Raw genomic sequence first — 18,576 nt, forward strand, 5'->3', positions numbered from 1 at the left:
AATATTGCAGCGTTTAACTAATGCATAATTTTATGCTCTCATTTAACAAGAATACATTTACTACCTATAAATAAGAGCTTCTCATGTGAACTATAAGTTTACATACCCCGGTGGGTTGTTTTTACTACCCGCCCTATTTTTATTACGGCAATTAAATAAACTGTTGAAAATTTTAGCCTCAAAAAAAGACTACCTGGTAACAGCTAACTGTAATTTTTTTGCTTTATAATCTGATGGGGAAGCGCCGTATAATTTCTTAAACGCTTTACTGAAAGAGAAGAGGTCGGCAAAACCGCATTGCAATGCAATTGAAGTAAATGATTCGCCGGTACGGATCAGTATTTTAGCATGTTCCAACCGTTTATTAATGATGTACTGATAGGGCGAGCAGCCAAAAGCCTGTTTAAAACTTCTGAAAAAATGAAAGGAAGACATGTTGCAGTGCTTCACAATTTCTGCAATGCCTGGAGTTTTAAGAAAGTTATCGTCAATATAATCTTTACCCTGCAGCAGGCGCTTTAATAATTCCTGCTTTGTAGAAGAGCGTACCGATTTAAGGTTAGCCAGGCTCTTATAATTCCCAGTTTCCTGTTCCACTACTTTTTCTGCCAGCGATAAAAAAGTTTCTTCACCAGGCCTTAGCGTATTTGTAGTAAGATCATATACCAGCTGCTTTAAGGCTTTATCCAAAGCCTTATTTTTTAAAGTATATGTATTTTCAAAAAAAGCAGGGGAGAAAAAATAACCCGCCTGCAGGTTATCAAAATCGCAATCATCGCCTGCTGTTATTACATTGCAGGCTTCATCAATGGTTTCCTGTTGTATATCAATAAAAATACCCCTTACCAGGCTGGCGGAATCTACCACTACAGTACCCGGCTGCCGGTTGCTGAGCAAAAAATTATTGGAACTAAGGCGGTATTCCTGTTGTTGTGTCTTATAATGTATAGTACCCTGGAGCGCCAGTTTGATACTGAAATTCCTGAACACTTCGGTACTGAAAAACTCGTTTACCTCGCCGTAATAGATACGGTTTTTACCATCATTAATAGGCTTTACGCCTTCGGTAATATACTGAAAGTAGTCTTCTTTGATTATCATAAACTTATGGCTATACAACCCTAAGGACAAACAGAATGCCAATTAGTTGCATACAGAAAAGTTAAATATGAGTTAATAGAGCTGATACCAGTCATAAAAAGGTTCATTAAGTTCTCAGGCAGATGGATTATTTTTGTAGCATGCGTTATAAATCCCCTCTCTTCCTGCTGTTTATAATAACTGGTTTTCAGGCAAATGCCCAGCAAAAATGGGATTTGCGCAAGTGCGTGGATTATGCAATGGCAAATAATCTTACTATTAAGCAAACCGCATTACAGGAGAAATTCAGCGACCTTACACTTAAACAAAGTGAGTTATCACAATACCCTACTGCCAACTTTAATAATAACTTAAGCTATAATTATGGCATTGTGCAGGATGCTGCTTTTAACCGGGTGAATGGCGGGTCATTTTCCTATAGTGGCAGCCTGCAAAGCAGCGTTGAAATTTTTAACTGGTTCAGCAAAAAAAATACCATTGCTGCCAATGAATGGGAAGCCCAGGCTGCAAAAGCCAATACCGATAAATTAAAAAATGATATTGCTTTAACGGTAGCTAATTTTTATTTGCAGGTGTTGCTGGCCCAGGAACAGGTGCAGATTGCGGAGAGACAATTACTGCAAAGCCAGGCACAATACAGTAATACCCGTAAGCTGGTGGATGCAGGATCATTACCGGAATTGAATGCCGCCGAACTGGAAGCACAGATTGCAAAAGACAGTGCCAATGTAATTGCAGCCAAAGGAAATGTAACTACCAATATACTTTCTTTAAAGGCTTATATGAGCGTTGATGCTGCCGAGCCTTTTGAAGTAGAAACACCTCCCGTGGATATGATACCGGTAGAAAAAATTGCCGACCTGCAACCGGAAATTGTGTATGCCTCTGCCCTGGCCAATTTACCTCAGCAACGTTATAACGAATTAAAACTTAAAGCCGCTCAAAAAAACAGGGATGCCGCCAAGGGAAGTTTATATCCTACTTTATCAGGGTTTGGTAGTTTAAACTCGGGCTTTAATGATAAAACCTATGAAGTGCGTGGCGCTGATACCCTGGTACTTCCTATAACTCCTTACAAGATTGGTTCTGTTACAGTGGGTGCCACGCCTTATGATGTGCTTTCCCTGAATACTTTTACGAGGGTGAACGCAGTTGTTGGCAAAAGAAGTTTTTTTCCGCAGCTGAATGATAATTTCAGGAAGTCGGTTGGTATTAGTTTGAGTGTTCCTATTTTTAACGGCGGCAGTACCCGTACTGCGCTGGAGAGAAGCAAACTTACCCTTGTAAACCTGGAGTTGCAGAAACAGGTAGACAATCAAAAAACAAAACAGGATATTTATACGGCTTACAATAATGCCCTTGTTGCATTGGAAAAATATAATGCCAGTAAAAAAAGTGTGGAAACTGCAGAACGTAGTTATTCCTTTGCTCAAAAAAGAGCTGATGTAGGTATGCTATCAACTTTTGAATTAATTACCAATCAAAATAATTTATTTACACAACGTTTGCAAAATGCACTCAACCAGTTTGATTATGTTTTTAAAATGAAAGTGCTGGAATTTTATAAAGGGCAGGGATTGAAATTGTAGAATCCACATACCCCTCCGCCCCTGAAGGGAAACCTGGTGCAGGATAATTGTACCTTATTTTCAAATTAAAACTGTAACGATTTAAATAGATTAACTAAAAGGAAATTGTACAAGAGTCAGCTGTCGATGAAATCTAAAAAACATTGCCCCGGCTCACAAAAAATAAACAATGAGTAAAACGCTTAAATGGATCTTGATTGCTGCCGGTATTCTGCTTGCAGCCATGGTAGCACTTTCTAAGGCCGGGGTATTTGGTAAAAATGAAGGAATAAAAGTTACTTCAGAAAAAGTACAGCAAAGAACCATTACAGAAATAGTAAATGCCAGTGGAAAAATTTACCCGGAAATAGAAGTAAAAGTGAGCCCGGATATCAGTGGCGAGATCACTGAACTGAATGTGCAGGAAGGTGATACTGTAAAAAAAGGCCAGGTGCTGGCACGCATTTATGCAGATATCTATGATATACAACGTAACCAGGCGGCAAGCGGCGTAGCGCAAAGCCAGGCACAGGTAAGTAATTCAACCGCAGCGTTAGATGCTTTAAAAGCACAGCTGGAGCAGGCAGAGAAAACCTATACCATGCAAAAGCAATTGTTTGATGACAAAGTGATCAGCCGAAATGAATTCAATATTGCCGAAGCCAATTACAAAACTTCTAAAGCAAATTATAACGCTGCTGTGCAAGGTATACGTGGCGGGCAGGCGAGTGTACAGAGTGCTCAGGCCAGTTTACAAAAAGCTAATAAAGACCTTGGCCGCACAGTGATAACTGCACCTACTGATGGTGTGATCTCTTTATTAAATGTAAAGAAAGGTGAAAAAGTAGCCGGTAATAGTTTTAATGTGGGTACCGAAATGATGCGAATTGCTGACATGCAAAAAATTGAAGTAAGGGTTGATGTTGGAGAAAATGATATTCCTAAAGTTAAACTGGGCGATAGTGCAGTAATAACTGTGGATGCTTACAGTGACAGAAAATTTAAAGGCCTGGTAACACAAATAGCCAGCAGTAATAACGGTGCTGCCACACAAAGTGCATTAAGCAGCACCAGTACAGATGTTACACAATACAAAGTATATGTACGCCTGTTACCCGAAAGTTATATGGACCTGATCGGCAAAGGCAGTTTCCCCTTCAGGCCGGGCATGAGTGCCAATGCAGATATACAAACCAAAACACACCAGAATGTTTTAAGCATTCCTATTAATGCTGTTACCACAAGGGATAAAAATGACAGCACCAAAGCAAACAAAACAAAACCTGTAGATGGTAATACAACAGCAAACGTTACTGCTAATTCTTATGATGACCTTGAAGTAGTGGTTTTTGTTTTGGACAAAGAAGGTAAAATAAAAAAAGTAAAAGTAAAAACAGACATACAGGATATTAACAACATAGAAATTACCAGCGGCCTTAAGGCTGGCGATGAAGTAATTACCGGCCCTTACGATGTGGTGAGCAAAACTTTAAAGGAAGGTGATAAAGTAAAAGTAGTAGATAAGAAAGAGTTGTTTGAGAAGAAGTAAAACCATCTCCCCCACCCTAAAAAGGCGGGCCCGGGTAAGATAATTATTATCATTTATAAAAAAATTGAAAAGCAAAATAATATTGTTTTTCAATTTTTTGTTTATAACGTACTTATTTAACATCATTTAAAGAGAGCCGGATATTGAAAACAAAATTATGTACAGCACTGCTGATGCTGTTCTGCATTCGGCATGTGAATGCCCAAATCAAAACCACCACACTTAAAGTTTTTGTGCAGGTTGCAAAAAACGATTCTGTAAATAATGCCACCGTACAATTGTACCTGTTACCCGATACCATTTTAATAACATCGCAGCTCTATAATAAAAGTGGCAACGGTTTTACTGTAACCCAATTATCTAAATACATTATTACTATTTCCTGTATTGGTTTTGAAACTACCAGTAAAACGATCAGCATTATTGATAAGCCGGTTGTAACAACATGTGTACTAAAAAGAAATACCAGCAGTTTGCAAAGTGTTACGGTGGTTTCAAAAAAACCATTGATAAAACAGGATGATGATAAAACCGTAGTGGATGCTACCGTATTAGCCAACAGCAGTACCAATGCCTACGAAGTGCTGGAAAAAACACCCGGTGCCATTGTAGACCAGGATGGCAATGTATACCTGAGCAGCATGAGCCCCGCAACTGTTTTTATTAATGGAAGAGAAATGAAACTGAGCAGTGCCGACCTGGCTTCTTTATTAAAAAGTTTGCCCGCCGGCAGCGTAAGTAAAATAGAAATATTACGCAGCCCTTCTGCAAAGTATGATGCAGCAAGCAGTGGCGGCATTGTAAATATTGTATTGAAGAAAGGCGTAAAATTAGGCAGCAGCGGCAGCGCCAATATCGGCTACTTTCAGGGCGTATACGCAACTGTTACCGCCGGTGCCAATATTAATAAGAGCATTGGTAAGGCTAACACCTATCTGAGTTACCAGTACACCAACAGGAAAAATTATGAACAATTAAATTCTGATCGTTTTGCAAAAACCGATTCTTTACTGGCTCAGAATTCTTACACTACTTATCCTTCTGTAAATAATTACCTGGGCGGTGGTGTTGATTTGGCATTTACCAAAAAATTTAATGTTGCCTGCGATTTCAGGTTAAGCAATACCAATAGTAAAAGTAATGCCCTTAATAATATTGATATCCTGAAAAATTCCACGCAAGCCTTGCTCGGTAATAACCGCTCTGCTATTTTAAATGCCACAGATGCCTTTTTCCTCAGCAACACCCTTACATCAAAATATAAAATTGATTCCGTTGGCAGTGAGTGGACAACAGAGTTTGATTACAACTATTTTAATAATCATAATACACAGGATTATACCAACACCTATACTTTACCGGCAAAGCCCGCTGTGGTGGGTGATGGTATCAATAAAAATGATAAGAATATTTTTGTGGCACAAACAGACCTGGTACTTAAATTGCCCAAAAAGTTTACTGTAGAAACCGGGTTTAAAGCAACCATCAGTAATAGCAATAACAGTGCGGTGTATTTTTTTGATAGTGCCGCTACGGGCAGAAGGCCCGATCTGTACCAAACCAATACTTTCAGATATAAAGAAACAATAACCGCAGCTTACCTGCAGGCGTCAAAAACATTTTATGGCTTTACTTTAAAACCCGGCCTGCGTTTGGAAACCACGGATATCTATGGCCGGCAAACGATTCCAAAAGACACTACTTTATCTATAAAACGTACTGATCTTTTTCCCTATGTTTTTCTGCGCCACAAATTATTTACTTTATTTAAAACCGACCTGATGGCGAGTGCCATTTACCGCCGCAGCATCAGGCGGCCTTATTATGAAATACTGAATCCTTATCCAAAATACATCGACCAGTATCTGTTTGATACAGGTAATCCGAATTTACGGCCACAGTTTACTACCAACTATGAGTTCAATGTAATGTTCCAGGATTTTCCTGTATTTGCGGTGGGTGTAAATCAAACGAAAGATATTTTCAGCAATGTTACCTACCAGGATAACAGCACAAAAATTGTTTACCGTACGTATGATAATTTAGGCAAGAACAAAGAAGTGTATTTTCGCATAATTGCCGGTATACCACCGGGCGGAAAATATTTTTTTTATATGGGTAGCCAATATAACTACAATGCCTATGATGGTATTTATCAAAACCTGCCTTTTAATTACAAACGAGGCAGCTGGTTATTTTTTATGTACCAGGAGTTTAAAGCCACGCCTTCTGTTATTGTAAGTGCACAGGGTTTTATGCGTACCAAAGCCGTACAGAATTTTTATGAGCTTAATAATTTTGGCGGATTATTTCTTTCTGTTAATAAAAGTGTGTTGAAGAAAAAAGCCAACATCATTCTTTCTGTAAATGATGCTTTACAAACCAATCATGTAGACTTTACTTTAAAACAAGGCAATGTTAACAGTGCCGGTTCAAGAGTAAATGATACCAGAAGATTGGGACTTACTTTACGGTATAATTTTGGACTGAGTAAACCGAAGGAGAATGCAGCATTTGGCGCTGCGCCGGTGGAGAGTAATTAGGGTGAAGCTCCTCATAAAAAGTGACTCACCCTGGAAAATTATGGGTGAGCCACCCTTATTGGGGTGACCTACCCTATGAAAATAATTTCTCTGCAACAGCAACACTTTCCGGTTTACCAACATCCACCAGATTATCGCCGCTATGATCGTAACCAAGTATGATATGCTCAGCCGCCAGGTCAAGATAAGCATCCATGATAGAAAATTTGCCCTTCTGTTTTATTAAAGAAAAAATTTGTGGTTCGTAAATCACCACACAACTGTATGCTTTTTCAATAAGCCCGGGTTTATCAATGGAAATTTTAGTTTCACCAGTCTGCACATTTTTCCAGCCGCATAAACGGTTATCATTATCAAATAATAAAACCCTTGATGACTTCCTGTTAGTTACGCCGAATGTAACCAAAGGTTTATGTTGCTGATGAAAAGCCATCAGTTTATTTAAATCCAGGTTAGTAAGAATATCTACATTCAATGAAAAAAAAGGCCGGCCATTATCCAGCAACGCTTTTGCCTTCATTAACCCGCCGCCTGTTTCCAGTACTTTATCACTTTCATCACTAATGATAATATTACTTCCCCAACCTTTATTTTCATTAACAGCATCAATAATCTGCTGAGGAAAATGATGAATATTTACCACCACATCTGTAATACCGTATTGTTGCAGGTATTCAATATTACGTTGCAATAAAGATTTACCATTTACAATAGCCAATGCTTTAGGATGAGCATCAGTCCAGGGTTTAAAGCGGGTGCCTAAACCAGCTGAGAATATTATTGCACGAAGCTTTAGCCCCGCCGCCTCTAAATGGGAGCTTTGGTCTCTGATATTTTGTAACACTATTATTTTTTTGTTTATTGTATCCACTATTTTTTCAATACTATTTTTTACTTGTGAATTTGTGAAAAGGATTACTGTTATACCAGGTGCATCAATTTTTTTGCCTGATGGCATCATTTATTTTTACATCTTCTTTATTATGCACTGTATCACCAATTTCAATCACTAAATTTCTATTTTAATTCCTGTAACAAATTTTAGGCAAAGCTCCTTTTTAGGGGCGGGGGGGTATCTCGGTTTTCCAATTTTCTTTGTTGGTGTGATTCAATACAATTTTAACTTTAAACTTATTTCTTAAATGCCGGGCAATTGCCTCTGCCGCATACACACTACGGTGCTGGCCACCGGTGCAGCCAAAATTGATCATCAGGCTCTCAAAGCCACGCCTGATGTAATCTTCTACTGCAATATCGACAATGCTATACACACTGTTTAAAAATTCCGGCATCTTGGTTTGTTGTTCTAAAAAATCTTTTACCGGTTTATCCAGGCCTGATAAATGTTTGTAATCATCAAATCTTCCGGGATTTAAAATACCTCTCATATCAAAAACAAAACCACCGCCGTTGGCTGTATCATCTTTTGGATAACCTGTTTTAATAAAAGAAAAACTATTGATGGTAACCACCAGTGGTGTATCATCAGTAGCTTGTACAGGAGTAAATTCTTCTATCACTTCGTCACTGATGCAAAGCTCCAGTACTTTTTTAAATTCCGTTACTGATATACCAATACTCTGGTGTGTAATAAATGATTTCAAATTCTGCAAAGCCAACGGAATGCTGGTTAGAAAATGTGCCTTGCGTTCAAACAAACCACGGAAGCCATAAGCGCCCAGTACCTGTAACAAACGTATCAGTACATAACCATTGTATTGGCTGCGAAAAACATCTCTGTCCACCGTTTCGCCAACAATGGTTTCAAAAGAATTAATGTAATCCTCCAATAAATTATGTTTCCAGTCGTCGGGTAAGTTAGCTTTTGCCTGCGAGAGCAAAGAAGCCACATCATATTGTGGTGCCCCCTTCATACCACCCTGGTAATCTATAAAGTGAACCTCCCCCGGCCCCTCCTTAAGAAGAGGAGGAGTTACCATAATATTCCGGCTTTGAAAATCACGGAACATAAAAAATTTATACTCGGTATGCGATAAATAATTACTCAGTGCTTCAAAATCCTTAATGAGTTTTTGTTTATCGTAAGGCCTGCGCAAAGCATCTAAAAAATAATATTTAAAATACAAGAGATCCGCCATGATGGCCTCTTTACCAAAGGAACTGTTGGTAAGGCATTTTTTATAATCCAGCCCCTCGTGGCCTTTTACCTGCAGCAATGCCAGTTGGTGCAAACTTTCTTTATACAATGCATATACCGTTTCGGTATAGCCATGTTCTTCCAGTTTATTCAGCAATGATACATCACCAAAATCCTGCTGTATATAAATATCTTTTTCTTTATTGATAGCCAGTATCTGCGCTGTGGCAAGCCCCTTCTTTTTAAAATGTTCTGAAAAATAAATGAAGGCATCATTTTCTTTTATATTGGCACCATAAGTTGCAATATAATTTTTAGCCGCTGTGTGAATACGGAAATAATGCCGCTCACTTCCGGCCTGTGGCAGTTTATCAATTGAAGTGATGGCTTCTTTTGAATAACCTGTAAAGAGTTCCTTTATTCTGTCTGTAGTAGTATACATTGATCGGTTTTACGCAGGTAAAAATAGTTTAAAATAAAACAGCCCCCAAACGATTTAAAAGCAGTGTTTTTCCCGGCATCATTGGCTATTCGTTTTTGCAGGCAGCATTACTGCCTTCTCCAAAGAAATACCAGTTTAGGGTATTGCAGCAATAATACCTGCACAATACTTTTACCACACAATATTTTAAACTAATTCATTATGGCAAAACAAATTTTCAAAGTGCAATTGGATGGCGTTGAACTTTCAAAGGCACAGGCTGACGGCTTGCAAAAAGCAATTACGGCAACGGCTGCTTCTTTCATTGCTAAAAATGCACGGGCTTTTCCAAAAGAAAGCATCTGGGGTATGAAGAACCCTGAATGGCTCGGCATCTGGATGAAAAATTTTAAAGACCTGGCCGCACTTAAAGCAGGCGGGTTTAAGAAATTTTAAAGTAAGTAGTATGGAAACGAATCAAAACAAAACCTGTCCCAGTTCATTGGGGCAGGTTGGTTCAAATTTATTAGGTGTGGTAAACCCCTCCGGAACCGTAGGCTTTTTTGGAGCACCTATTGAAGTAACGCCTGAGTTTTTAGAAGACGCAGGTGATAATGAATCGCTGGAGCGCCGCTTCAGGTTTAGTAATAAATGTATACAAAGTGGTTGCAGGCAATGGACAGGTAAAGAATGTGGTGTGATAAAAGCAGTACTGGCTTTAGAAAGCATCCCTGCCGGCAACGACCTGCCGGCTTGTTCTATCAGAGAAACCTGCCGATGGTTTTCGCAGGAAGGTGCTGCAGCTTGTAATGGTTGCCGTTATGTTGTAACCAATGTGAGTGAGGCTGCAATGGAGCAACAGGAATGACAAATAGATTTTATTGGATTTTCATTTTCCAGCATTCGATATAAAAAGCTATTTCTTCACGCTGTATCTCCAGGCCATCCAGCGTACACTCGTCATATACAAAGCAATCCTGCCCTTCATCGTAGTAATGCAATTGTAAATAATAGCTGGCACTTTCGCCGTTGTCATCTATTTTTATATAGGAAGCGACAAGGTTTTGCCATGGCATTCTTTTTTCCATACCGTTTATCCAAAATCCGGCACTATTAAAAATAACATAAGGTCCTTTAAAATAAGCGCCAAGGGAAATACACAACATTACTATGAATATAAGGAAGTTGAAAAATAAAAATGAAGCATTTATTTCCTTCCGGTTTATGTCCACAATAAAAACAATCAGGAAGTTAATTATAACAAAAAGAGCGCTTTGTTTAAGCGCTCTTTTTAAATCGTATCGTATTATTATCTCGTTCCAATCCGGCTGGTACCTGTTTCCGCCACCGGCATCTGCTGTGGCGATGTATTCTGCCGTTCTTTGCTGCCACCATCGTTGTGGCTTTTTTTCAAATTCCTCTCTTAAGTACCTTGTATAATTTTCTTTCCTCTTTGCTAACCTTTCATTCATCTTACACAAAATTACTCCGCCAATGTTACCACAATATTAAATCTGCATTTTACTCTCCGGCCGTCTCGTCTTTTCTCTTCCTGAATTTTTGGGGATCGCTGCCATCCATTTGCACAATAGCAGGATAGAATTTTCCCAGCACATCCACCAGGGTGGTCTGGCTTTGCATAACTTCATTAATATCCTTGTAGGCAAATGGCGCTTCATCCAGGCCGCCGCCAATTAATTTTACGCCATGGTCTTTCAATTCTTTTTTTAATGCTTCATGCGTAATGTTGGCCAACGCTTTGCTCCTGCTCATTTTTCTTCCGGCGCCATGAGAAGCAGAATTTAAGGCCGCTGCTTCACCCTTACCTTTTACGATAAACCCCGGTGCCGTCATAGAGCCGGGAATAATGCCCAATACATCTTTACCTGCAGGTGTGGCACCTTTACGGTGAACGATCACTTCATTTCCTTCGAACATTTCTTTCCATGCAAAGTTGTGGTGGTTCTCTACTCTTGCCAATGGTTTTTCTCCAATGGCCTTTGCAATTTTTTCATGTATGGTATGATGACAGGCACTTGCATAATCACCTGCTAAATTCATCGCTAACCAATATTCCATTCCTTCCTGAGTATCGAGGCCAAGCCATGCCAGATGTTTTGCTTCTTTTGGCAACACTGTTTTCTGCATCGCAATTTGTGTGTAGTGATTGGCAATGTTGGCGCCCAGTCCACGGCTTCCGCTATGGCTTAACAAACCCACATAATTTCCAATGGGTAAACTCATTGGATTGTTGGCATCAGTAATTTCTACTTTACCAAATTCTACAAAATGATTACCACTTCCTGAAGAACCTAGTTGCTTTAATGCTTTATGCTGCAATGGTTGCAAGAAAGCGATATCATTGAATTCATTTCTATCCAGTACTGCATGTTCTGTTCTTTCTGTAAATTCCCTTCCTGCACCAAACAAGGTATGGGCTACTAATTCTCTTTGAAAGTTCGCTTCCCTTTTTTTCAATTCATCAGGATCAATTGCAAAAATACTCAGGCACATTCTGCAACCAATATCCACACCTACTGCATAGGGAATGATGGCATTGTTTGTTGCCAGCACACCGCCAATAGGTAAACCATAACCCTGGTGTGCATCGGGCATTAATGCGCCGGCAACAGCCACAGGTAATTTAACGGCCACCTGCATTTGTGCTAAAGCGCCCTCCTCAATATGTTTTGCACCAAAGACGTTATATGCCACTCCTTTTTCATGCAGCGGAATTTCTGTTGCAACTTCTTCTGCCACTACAATTAATTTTTCGGCAATCTTACGCAACACTTCATCTGCCAGGTAATTTTCCGGTGCAGCTAAAATATCTTTTAATATCGTTAACGCTTCGTCTTCAGTGGAATGTTTAAAATGTGTACACATGGTATGCATGGCTACACTTACCACAGGCCCTTCTTCGTAGCCAATAGCACGGATCTGTTTTCCGGTTAATTTTAATTTGCTCATTTTTTAATTTGCCCGCAGCTTTCGCTGAGGGTGCTGATTTTTTTTTCCAGAGAAGGCAGGTTTTAAAAACCTGACTTCTCTTTCCTGTTTTATTTTTTAATGTGCTGGTATCTTCAACCCCATCGCTTTCATGGCCAGCAAAGCTTCTGCATTGCCTAAGGCATCATTTACCGGGTTGTGATCATGTGTTGTTTTACGGAACAATTTTTTCCATTCTGCATTTAAACCGGTGTCCATCTTCATGCCGCAATACAGATCGCCAATGCGCCTTGCTGAAAACCCAAAAGGATTTTTACCCAGGTAAGTATGAAAATACCAGTTGATCCATTGCCAGTCGAAAGCAGGGTTATCGCTGATAAAAACCGGTCTGTTCTTTGAATTTTCTGCTAACCATTTGGCAAAATCCTCCATTACTTTTTTCGGTGTTTCAAATTGTTCGTGTTCCTGCCGGCTGATACCACTTACGGCCAATGCTTCGGGAATCCATTGCTCCGAAATGGGTTTTGTTTTGCCATAAAAGGTTTTGCTTAGAGTTGGCTCCAGTACTACCGCACCAAAACATACCATCGAATAGGCATGTGGTATGGGGCCGTCTGATTCAACATCTACTATAATGTAACTCATTGTTTTTGTTTTAAAATTCTGAATAATATTTCTCTCTCATTTTCACCAGCAATTCATTGATAGCTGCCACACCGGGCTCATTTACCAGGTTCGATTGCCGGTACAACAGGGGCAATTCATCTTTTAATGCTTCTGCCTTTTGCACCAATTCATCGTACTCAAATTTGCCTGCTTTTATCGCCAGCAAAAAATCTCTGTCATGCCTTAAAACATTTATTTTTCCCTCAACAGCAATTTCCTTTGCCATCAGTAAAAGCCTGAATACATGCATCATATTTTTTGAGTCGTACTTTTTGCCATGCAGTATGGTGGTATCATAGCGTTGTTCATTACGCTTTGCCACCCAATCCCAATACTCTTTGTATTGTTTGCAATAGATAGAATACGCATCTTTATTAAAATACAACATACCGATTGGCTTTTCGCCTTTAGGGACGCTGCTTAAACTTACGTCGTTGGCATTATCCTTTTTTGCTACGCCGGAATAATTCAATTCATCAGAATAATACAAATTGTAACAATCCCTTAAGTGCGCTATAGCTGCCAGGCCGATGTTATTTTGCTCCAACCCTTTTTCCTCCAGGTACTTTTTCAAAGGCACCGCTTCCTTATCCTCATGTACAAAACAAAAATCCAGCACCGATCTTCTTTCTGCTTCCACCGGATTAACAATTTTCTTTTCCAGTCCGTATGCTTTTTTTATTTGTGTAAAAGCATAGTTGGCAAAACTCTGTTCGCATTGTTTGGATATAAACATTTCCGGGTGCAACATGTCCATGATGGGGTGTTTCTGCAAAACACAGTCATCCGGCACATTCAACATTTCTAATATGTTGGGGTTACTTTTCGACAACAACTCCATAAACCTTTTCAATTCGTAATACACAATATCATTGCTATCGTTATTAACCTGTGCTGTATATTCCAAACCATAGAACATATTTTTCGGCAGCACAAACACGCCCTTGATATCGGTATCTGATGTTGGTGTATCCAGTCCATAAGATCTGCTACCGGTTATTACTTCAAAAACCAGCAGCCCGTTTTCTTTTATCCAATCAATGGTGAGCTTTTGCATACAACATTTTTAAAAAGAAATCATTTAATAATCCCATGTCTGCGTTGTTTACTGCCAGGTTTTCTTTTCCGGCTTCTACGTATTCAAACAAATGCAATATCCATTCATTTAACTTTTCATCCTTTTTGTGTACATACTTTTCACCCACAGTTGCCTTTACTGCTATTAATGCTCTCAACCTTTCTTTATATTCCTCTTCCACATATTTCATCAATCCTTCTATGTGCATGGGTAAAACTGTATTGTCTTTTATTATCCAATTGCAGGAAAGTAAAGACCTTACCAGGTAGAAATAACTTTTCAGCTTCAGTTCTTTTTTATCTTTCAACTCTTCCCAAAAGTTTTTTGCCAGGGAATAGTGATGAAAGAAAACTGCGATGGGTGAATAATAATTTGCTATTAAATCTTGAAATTCATCCCTGAATCCCGGAACAGAAAAATATTCTATTGGTGAATTAAATCTTTCTATCAATGGCGCATTTGATTTTTTAAGCAGGGTTAAAGATTTTTTAAGATCCCAGCCTGTTATATCCAGGTCACCATCCATTATCTCCACGGTATCTTTTTTTACACTCAACGATAAATACCAATCTCTGTCATGCATATACATAAAGCGGATATCAAAATCGCTATCCGGCGAAGGAAAACCCCATGCCCTGCTGCCCGTTTCGCAGGCATAGAGTATTTTGATGTTTTTCTTTCGCTCTATTCCGGAGAGTATGTCTTTTATATTTTCCATTTAATTCAGTGCTGTTCAAATTCTTTTTTAATCTTTTCCATTTGTGCCAGGTGCCGTTTAATATGCAGTGCAAGAAATAAAATATAATGATATACATCAATTTTACCTAAACCATTCACTGACATTGTTGTCTTGTACAAAATACCTTCCCCATTTTTTAATTGTGCTAAACAGTTGAGGCATTCACTCAATTGGTGCCCCAATTTACTTTTTATTGTATTCATATCCACGGTACCCGACGGTTCCATATGTTCAGGCCTGTTCCAATAAAATGATTGATGTTCACCAATTGCTTTTAATTTATCCCATTCAAGATCATAATCAACTAACAAGTCAGCGTAATCAATATCCTCTGCTTTTGCAATAGCTTTTACCGTGCCTTTTTTAATCAAGATCAAAAGAAAATGATTGGTAAGTAAAATATGTTCCAATACTTTTCTGATACTCCACCCATTGTTAGCGGGCTGATAATTTAATTGCCCTGCATTCATATTAAACCAGCGGTACACTTCTTCAAACGCCGTTGTAAGTTCATTCCTTATTTTATGTATTACATCATCAATCATCTGGTGTATTTTAATAGTCTGCAATCCTCTGTTGCCATAAAAGCGCAATAAAGATATGTCGTATCCCGATGCACCGGGATGACGTGAATGAAGCTAAATAGAATTTCTAAAGTTCGGTTCAAAAAAGAAAAAACATCCGGTACCGGAATGATACCGGATGTTGTTGCTATTGCTGGTTAAAGAAGTCAAGTTTTTAAAACTTGACTTCTTTGGCTACTGCTGCGCCACAAAAATCTGTTTCAACTGTTCAATCAAGGCGCCATTACCACTTACGCTGATATTGCTGATCTTGTCGGCAATTTTTTCCACGTATTCCATCTCTTTCAATTTCCACAACATGGTATTGTCTTCCATTAATTTGGCAGTGTTTAACAAACTACGGGTACTGGCGGTTTCTTCACGGCGCATGATGCTGTTGGCTTGTGCATTTTTTTCTGCCACCAACACTTTGTTCATGATGTCTTTTACATCGCCTGGCAAAATGATATCCCGGATACCGAAACCATTTACCGCAACACCCAGATTACCGGCAGTGTTTTTTACGGCTTCCAAAATAAATGGTACGATGGTATCTTTTTTCTCCAGCAACTCATCAAAACCCAAGGCACCAATATACTCCCGCAATGCCAACTGAAAAGCTACATACAACTGGCGTTCGTAATCTTTGTTTTGCAACAAAGCTTTTTCAATGTCGGCCACTTTGTATTGGGCATAACCGTTGATACGCAATGCCGCTTTGTCTTTGGTCAGGATCTCCTGGCCATTAATTTCAATTTGCTGCATACGGGTATCGGCTTTTCCAACTACAATGGTAATGTTGTTTTTCCACCAGTAATAAATACCCGCTGGCAATATTTGTGCATACTTACCGTCAATGAATAAGATGGCCTGCTCGTAATTTTCTATAGTATAGCTACGCACATATGGCGCTACCAGTTTGTTTTGCAATACAGCACGGCTGATATTTTCAGTAATGTCTATTTTGCTGATATCTGCTTTTATAAACTCGTAGTTGTTGACCGCGTTTTTCCAAAAAGCATAACGGCCTGCAGTTAACACCTGTTTTAATAAACCATCCTGGTATTGCAATACAATTTCGTTATCCCCGGCTTCAATTACCTGCAAGGCATCGGCCAATGCAGTATCCTGCAATAAAATATTTAATGCAACGGGTGCGTTAAACTGCTGGGTTACATCGTATATCATTACAGTTTCATTAAACCACATCCGGTATTTACCTTCAGTTAACATTTTTTGGTACACGCCATTTTTAAATACCAATGCTATTTGGTAGGCGTTGATTTTTACTTGTTTCATTTTGTTTTTTATTTTGCCCGCTGATTTCGCAGATGGCGCTGATTAAATTTTGTTTTTAATAAAGTTGAAATTGTTTACCATTCTGTAATCACGGAAATGATTTCTTTTCAGATAAGTTATAACACTGTGTTTATTATTATTTACCAAACTATTTTAGTATCGTTTAAATAAACAAAGTGCTATTCGGTATCAGTCCATTTCATCATTTACAAAGCGTTTACTGAATTTGCTTTGCTGTAAAAGTTGCAACCATTTACAAACAGCAGGCAACTCAATTTCAACTTTTATAGATCACCATTTTTTAAGAAGCGGTGTACTTCTTCATGCTACATTAACAGTGTAGTGCTCTACCAACTGAGCTACCCGGTTTTGAGCCGGAACAGGAGTCGAACCTGTGCCTGGAGTTGTTGCTCTAATCAACTGAGCTACCCCGTTTTACCGGGAGAAGGATTCAAACCTTCGACACACAACGTGATGGCTGGCATACCTTACAGCAACAATAGCATACAGATAGTTACTACGTCTGCACTGTTGTGTTTTAAAACACTAACCTGGTTTGTTTTCTGCAGGTGTATACCAGTCTTGCTGTTAAGCAAGCTTTTGTGCTGAGTTTTACTTCAACAATATTTTAAAGAACTATTTTTTGTCATTCTTGTGAGATTCGAACTCACACTTTGCTTTCGCAACAGGCCGGCTGTAAATACGCTTCCCTACTTTCATCTTTCAGATTTTGGTGCACTGTAAATTATATTCATTCAAACGAGCAGTCTGAACGCCATCTTCCGGCCACTCCACGGATACGCTTAATTTTTCCGCAGCACTTCCTTTTATGCTAAAGAATGTTTGTAAAGAACTATGTCATCGCTTTGACAATACAAACTTCCATCGCATCTGTGCAACCTATTTGCACAGTAAAAAATATTTTCATTATTTTTAAAAAAAGTTTCCCCATGCCTGTAAACCGCAATGCTTTGATCCGTTACCGCACTATTGACAAATGCCTCCAAAACCGCCGCCGCAAATGGACCATTGAGGATTTGATTGATGCCTGCAACGAAGCCTTGTACGAGTACGAAGGTGTGTATACCAATATCAGCATGCGTACCATCCGCTCAGACCTGAACGCCATGCGTAGTGATTCTTTAGGCTATAATGCACCCATCATCGTAAACAACAAAAAGTTTTATACGTATGAAGATCCGGAGTACTCCATTGCCAACAGTCCGCTTACTACACAAGACCTGGGCATATTGCAGGAGGTATCACATTTACTCCGCCAGTTTAAAGGTTTCAGCCACTTTAATGAAGTGAGTGAAATGGTGAATAAGCTGGAAGACAAGATTTACAGCGAACAAAACCAACAGGCGTCTGTAATTGATTTTGAAAAAAATGACCTGCTCACCGGTATCGAATGGCTGGACATTTTATACAAAGCCATTGTACATAAAACACCCCTGCTGCTCACCTATCAGTCTTTTAAAGCCAGGCAGGCCAGCGATATTATTTTTTATCCTTACCTGCTGAAAGAATTCCGTAACCGCTGGTTTATTCTTGGTATGAAAAAACAAGGCAAAGAAATTATCACTTTTGCTTTAGACCGCATTCAAAACATTAGACCACAAGACAAAGAACTTTTTGTGCAGCACAAAAAATTTGAGCCACACAGTTATTTTGATGATATCATCGGCGTTACACGGAACTTTGCCGAAAAGCCCACCACCATTATTTTCTGGGCCAGCTCTTATCATGCACCTTATATCAAAACCAAACCAATCCACGCTTCACAAAAAATTGTGGAGGAGGTACAAGGCGGTACACATTTCAGTATTGAAGTAATTCCCAATTTTGAAATGGAACGTGAGCTGATTGGTTTTGGTGAAGGACTTAAAGTTTTATCACCTAGCAATATTGTAAGGCAGATGAAAAGAAAAGTGCGTTTGATGCAGGAACTATATCAGGATTAAGGAAGTCAGTTTTTTAAAACCTGGCTTCCTTTGCCCAC

16 protein-coding genes and 1 tRNA gene are annotated in these 18,576 nt (G+C 39.1%); 6 read left to right on the forward strand and 11 right to left on the reverse strand.

Annotation, left to right across the window (positions count from 1 at the left end; translation table 11 throughout):
• Nucleotides 1–189: 189 nt before the first annotated feature.
• On the reverse strand, nucleotides 190–1,101 hold the full coding sequence (locus ACYVM0_RS17835; RefSeq protein WP_460559183.1) for a helix-turn-helix domain-containing protein: 912 nt from the start codon (nucleotides 1,099–1,101) through the stop codon (nucleotides 190–192).
• Between the two features lie 140 nt (nucleotides 1,102–1,241).
• On the opposite strand from ACYVM0_RS17835, the gene ACYVM0_RS17840 reads away from it, so the two are divergent.
• The 3 genes from ACYVM0_RS17840 (at nucleotide 1,242) to ACYVM0_RS17850 (ending at nucleotide 6,761) form a co-directional block, all read left to right on the forward strand.
• On the forward strand, nucleotides 1,242–2,690 hold the full coding sequence (locus tag ACYVM0_RS17840) for a TolC family protein (protein ID WP_460559185.1): 1,449 nt from the start codon (nucleotides 1,242–1,244) through the stop codon (nucleotides 2,688–2,690).
• Between the two features lie 169 nt (nucleotides 2,691–2,859).
• Nucleotides 2,860–4,218 (forward strand): efflux RND transporter periplasmic adaptor subunit, encoded by a 1,359-nt coding sequence (locus ACYVM0_RS17845; protein ID WP_460559187.1) that lies wholly within the window; start codon nucleotides 2,860–2,862, stop codon nucleotides 4,216–4,218.
• Nucleotides 4,219–4,412: 194 nt separating this feature from the next.
• Nucleotides 4,413–6,761, forward strand: a complete 2,349-nt coding sequence (locus ACYVM0_RS17850; protein ID WP_460559189.1) for an outer membrane beta-barrel protein — start codon at nucleotides 4,413–4,415, stop codon at nucleotides 6,759–6,761.
• A 73-nt stretch (nucleotides 6,762–6,834) separates the two neighbouring features.
• Here the strand turns inward: ACYVM0_RS17850 and ACYVM0_RS17855 are convergent, their stop codons facing one another.
• Complete coding sequence (locus ACYVM0_RS17855) at nucleotides 6,835–7,605, reverse strand: sugar phosphate nucleotidyltransferase (protein ID WP_460559191.1); 771 nt, start codon at nucleotides 7,603–7,605, stop codon at nucleotides 6,835–6,837.
• Between the two features lie 214 nt (nucleotides 7,606–7,819).
• Nucleotides 7,820–9,301 carry a RapZ C-terminal domain-containing protein gene (locus tag ACYVM0_RS17860; protein ID WP_460559193.1) on the reverse strand — a complete coding sequence of 494 codons (1,482 nt, stop codon included), beginning with the start codon at nucleotides 9,299–9,301 and terminating at the stop codon, nucleotides 7,820–7,822.
• Nucleotides 9,302–9,502: 201 nt separating this feature from the next.
• On the opposite strand from ACYVM0_RS17860, the gene ACYVM0_RS17865 reads away from it, so the two are divergent.
• Nucleotides 9,503–9,736 carry a hypothetical protein gene (locus tag ACYVM0_RS17865; RefSeq protein ID WP_460559195.1) on the forward strand — a complete coding sequence of 78 codons (234 nt, stop codon included), beginning with the start codon at nucleotides 9,503–9,505 and terminating at the stop codon, nucleotides 9,734–9,736.
• Nucleotides 9,737–9,746: 10 nt separating this feature from the next.
• Complete coding sequence (locus ACYVM0_RS17870) at nucleotides 9,747–10,148, forward strand: hypothetical protein (protein WP_460559197.1); 402 nt, start codon at nucleotides 9,747–9,749, stop codon at nucleotides 10,146–10,148.
• A 10-nt stretch (nucleotides 10,149–10,158) separates the two neighbouring features.
• Here the strand turns inward: ACYVM0_RS17870 and ACYVM0_RS17875 are convergent, their stop codons facing one another.
• The 8 genes from ACYVM0_RS17875 to ACYVM0_RS17910 all read right to left on the reverse strand — a co-directional run bounded on the left by ACYVM0_RS17875 (nucleotide 10,159) and on the right by ACYVM0_RS17910 (nucleotide 17,006).
• Complete coding sequence (locus ACYVM0_RS17875) at nucleotides 10,159–10,752, reverse strand: hypothetical protein (protein ID WP_460559199.1); 594 nt, start codon at nucleotides 10,750–10,752, stop codon at nucleotides 10,159–10,161.
• A gap of 49 nt (nucleotides 10,753–10,801) precedes the next feature.
• Nucleotides 10,802–12,250 carry an RtcB family protein gene (locus ACYVM0_RS17880; RefSeq protein ID WP_460559201.1) on the reverse strand — a complete coding sequence of 483 codons (1,449 nt, stop codon included), beginning with the start codon at nucleotides 12,248–12,250 and terminating at the stop codon, nucleotides 10,802–10,804.
• Nucleotides 12,251–12,346: 96 nt separating this feature from the next.
• Nucleotides 12,347–12,874 carry a 3'-5' exonuclease gene (locus tag ACYVM0_RS17885; RefSeq protein WP_460559203.1) on the reverse strand — a complete coding sequence of 176 codons (528 nt, stop codon included), beginning with the start codon at nucleotides 12,872–12,874 and terminating at the stop codon, nucleotides 12,347–12,349.
• Nucleotides 12,875–12,884: 10 nt separating this feature from the next.
• Nucleotides 12,885–13,952, reverse strand: a complete 1,068-nt coding sequence (locus ACYVM0_RS17890) for a DNA polymerase beta superfamily protein (protein ID WP_460559205.1) — start codon at nucleotides 13,950–13,952, stop codon at nucleotides 12,885–12,887.
• Nucleotides 13,933–14,691 carry a nucleotidyltransferase domain-containing protein gene (locus ACYVM0_RS17895; protein ID WP_460559207.1) on the reverse strand — a complete coding sequence of 253 codons (759 nt, stop codon included), beginning with the start codon at nucleotides 14,689–14,691 and terminating at the stop codon, nucleotides 13,933–13,935. The genes ACYVM0_RS17890 and ACYVM0_RS17895 overlap by 20 nt, the downstream gene beginning before the upstream one ends.
• A gap of 5 nt (nucleotides 14,692–14,696) precedes the next feature.
• Complete coding sequence (locus ACYVM0_RS17900; protein WP_460559209.1) at nucleotides 14,697–15,257, reverse strand: DinB family protein; 561 nt, start codon at nucleotides 15,255–15,257, stop codon at nucleotides 14,697–14,699.
• Between the two features lie 213 nt (nucleotides 15,258–15,470).
• A complete protein-coding gene (locus tag ACYVM0_RS17905; protein WP_460559211.1) occupies nucleotides 15,471–16,574 on the reverse strand; it encodes a slipin family protein in 1,104 nt (367 codons plus the stop codon).
• A gap of 370 nt (nucleotides 16,575–16,944) precedes the next feature.
• Nucleotides 16,945–17,006: transfer RNA gene (locus ACYVM0_RS17910), tRNA-Ser, on the reverse strand.
• 518 nt (nucleotides 17,007–17,524) lie between these two features.
• Between ACYVM0_RS17910 and ACYVM0_RS17915 the strand changes: the two genes are divergently transcribed.
• A complete protein-coding gene (locus tag ACYVM0_RS17915) occupies nucleotides 17,525–18,538 on the forward strand; it encodes a helix-turn-helix transcriptional regulator (RefSeq protein WP_460559213.1) in 1,014 nt (337 codons plus the stop codon).
• Nucleotides 18,539–18,576 lie beyond the last annotated feature (38 nt).

The sequence above is a fragment of the Ferruginibacter profundus genome, from assembly GCF_054783275.1.

Bases quoted from the DNA above. Each gene is read 5' to 3' on its own strand.
- ACYVM0_RS17835 (WP_460559183.1), bottom strand. From the start codon at position 1,101: ATGATAATCAAAGAAGACTACTTTCAGTATATTACCGAAGGCGTAAAG.
- ACYVM0_RS17840 (WP_460559185.1), top strand. From the start codon at position 1,242: ATGCGTTATAAATCCCCTCTCTTCCTGCTGTTTATAATAACTGGTTTT.
- ACYVM0_RS17845 (WP_460559187.1), top strand. From the start codon at position 2,860: ATGAGTAAAACGCTTAAATGGATCTTGATTGCTGCCGGTATTCTGCTT.
- ACYVM0_RS17860 (WP_460559193.1), bottom strand. From the start codon at position 9,301: ATGTATACTACTACAGACAGAATAAAGGAACTCTTTACAGGTTATTCA.
- ACYVM0_RS17865 (WP_460559195.1), top strand. From the start codon at position 9,503: ATGGCAAAACAAATTTTCAAAGTGCAATTGGATGGCGTTGAACTTTCA.
- ACYVM0_RS17870 (WP_460559197.1), top strand. From the start codon at position 9,747: ATGGAAACGAATCAAAACAAAACCTGTCCCAGTTCATTGGGGCAGGTT.
- ACYVM0_RS17875 (WP_460559199.1), bottom strand. From the start codon at position 10,752: ATGAATGAAAGGTTAGCAAAGAGGAAAGAAAATTATACAAGGTACTTA.
- ACYVM0_RS17880 (WP_460559201.1), bottom strand. From the start codon at position 12,250: ATGAGCAAATTAAAATTAACCGGAAAACAGATCCGTGCTATTGGCTAC.
- ACYVM0_RS17885 (WP_460559203.1), bottom strand. From the start codon at position 12,874: ATGAGTTACATTATAGTAGATGTTGAATCAGACGGCCCCATACCACAT.
- ACYVM0_RS17890 (WP_460559205.1), bottom strand. From the start codon at position 13,952: ATGCAAAAGCTCACCATTGATTGGATAAAAGAAAACGGGCTGCTGGTT.
- ACYVM0_RS17895 (WP_460559207.1), bottom strand. From the start codon at position 14,691: ATGGAAAATATAAAAGACATACTCTCCGGAATAGAGCGAAAGAAAAAC.
- ACYVM0_RS17900 (WP_460559209.1), bottom strand. From the start codon at position 15,257: ATGATTGATGATGTAATACATAAAATAAGGAATGAACTTACAACGGCG.
- ACYVM0_RS17905 (WP_460559211.1), bottom strand. From the start codon at position 16,574: ATGAAACAAGTAAAAATCAACGCCTACCAAATAGCATTGGTATTTAAA.
- ACYVM0_RS17915 (WP_460559213.1), top strand. From the start codon at position 17,525: ATGCCTGTAAACCGCAATGCTTTGATCCGTTACCGCACTATTGACAAA.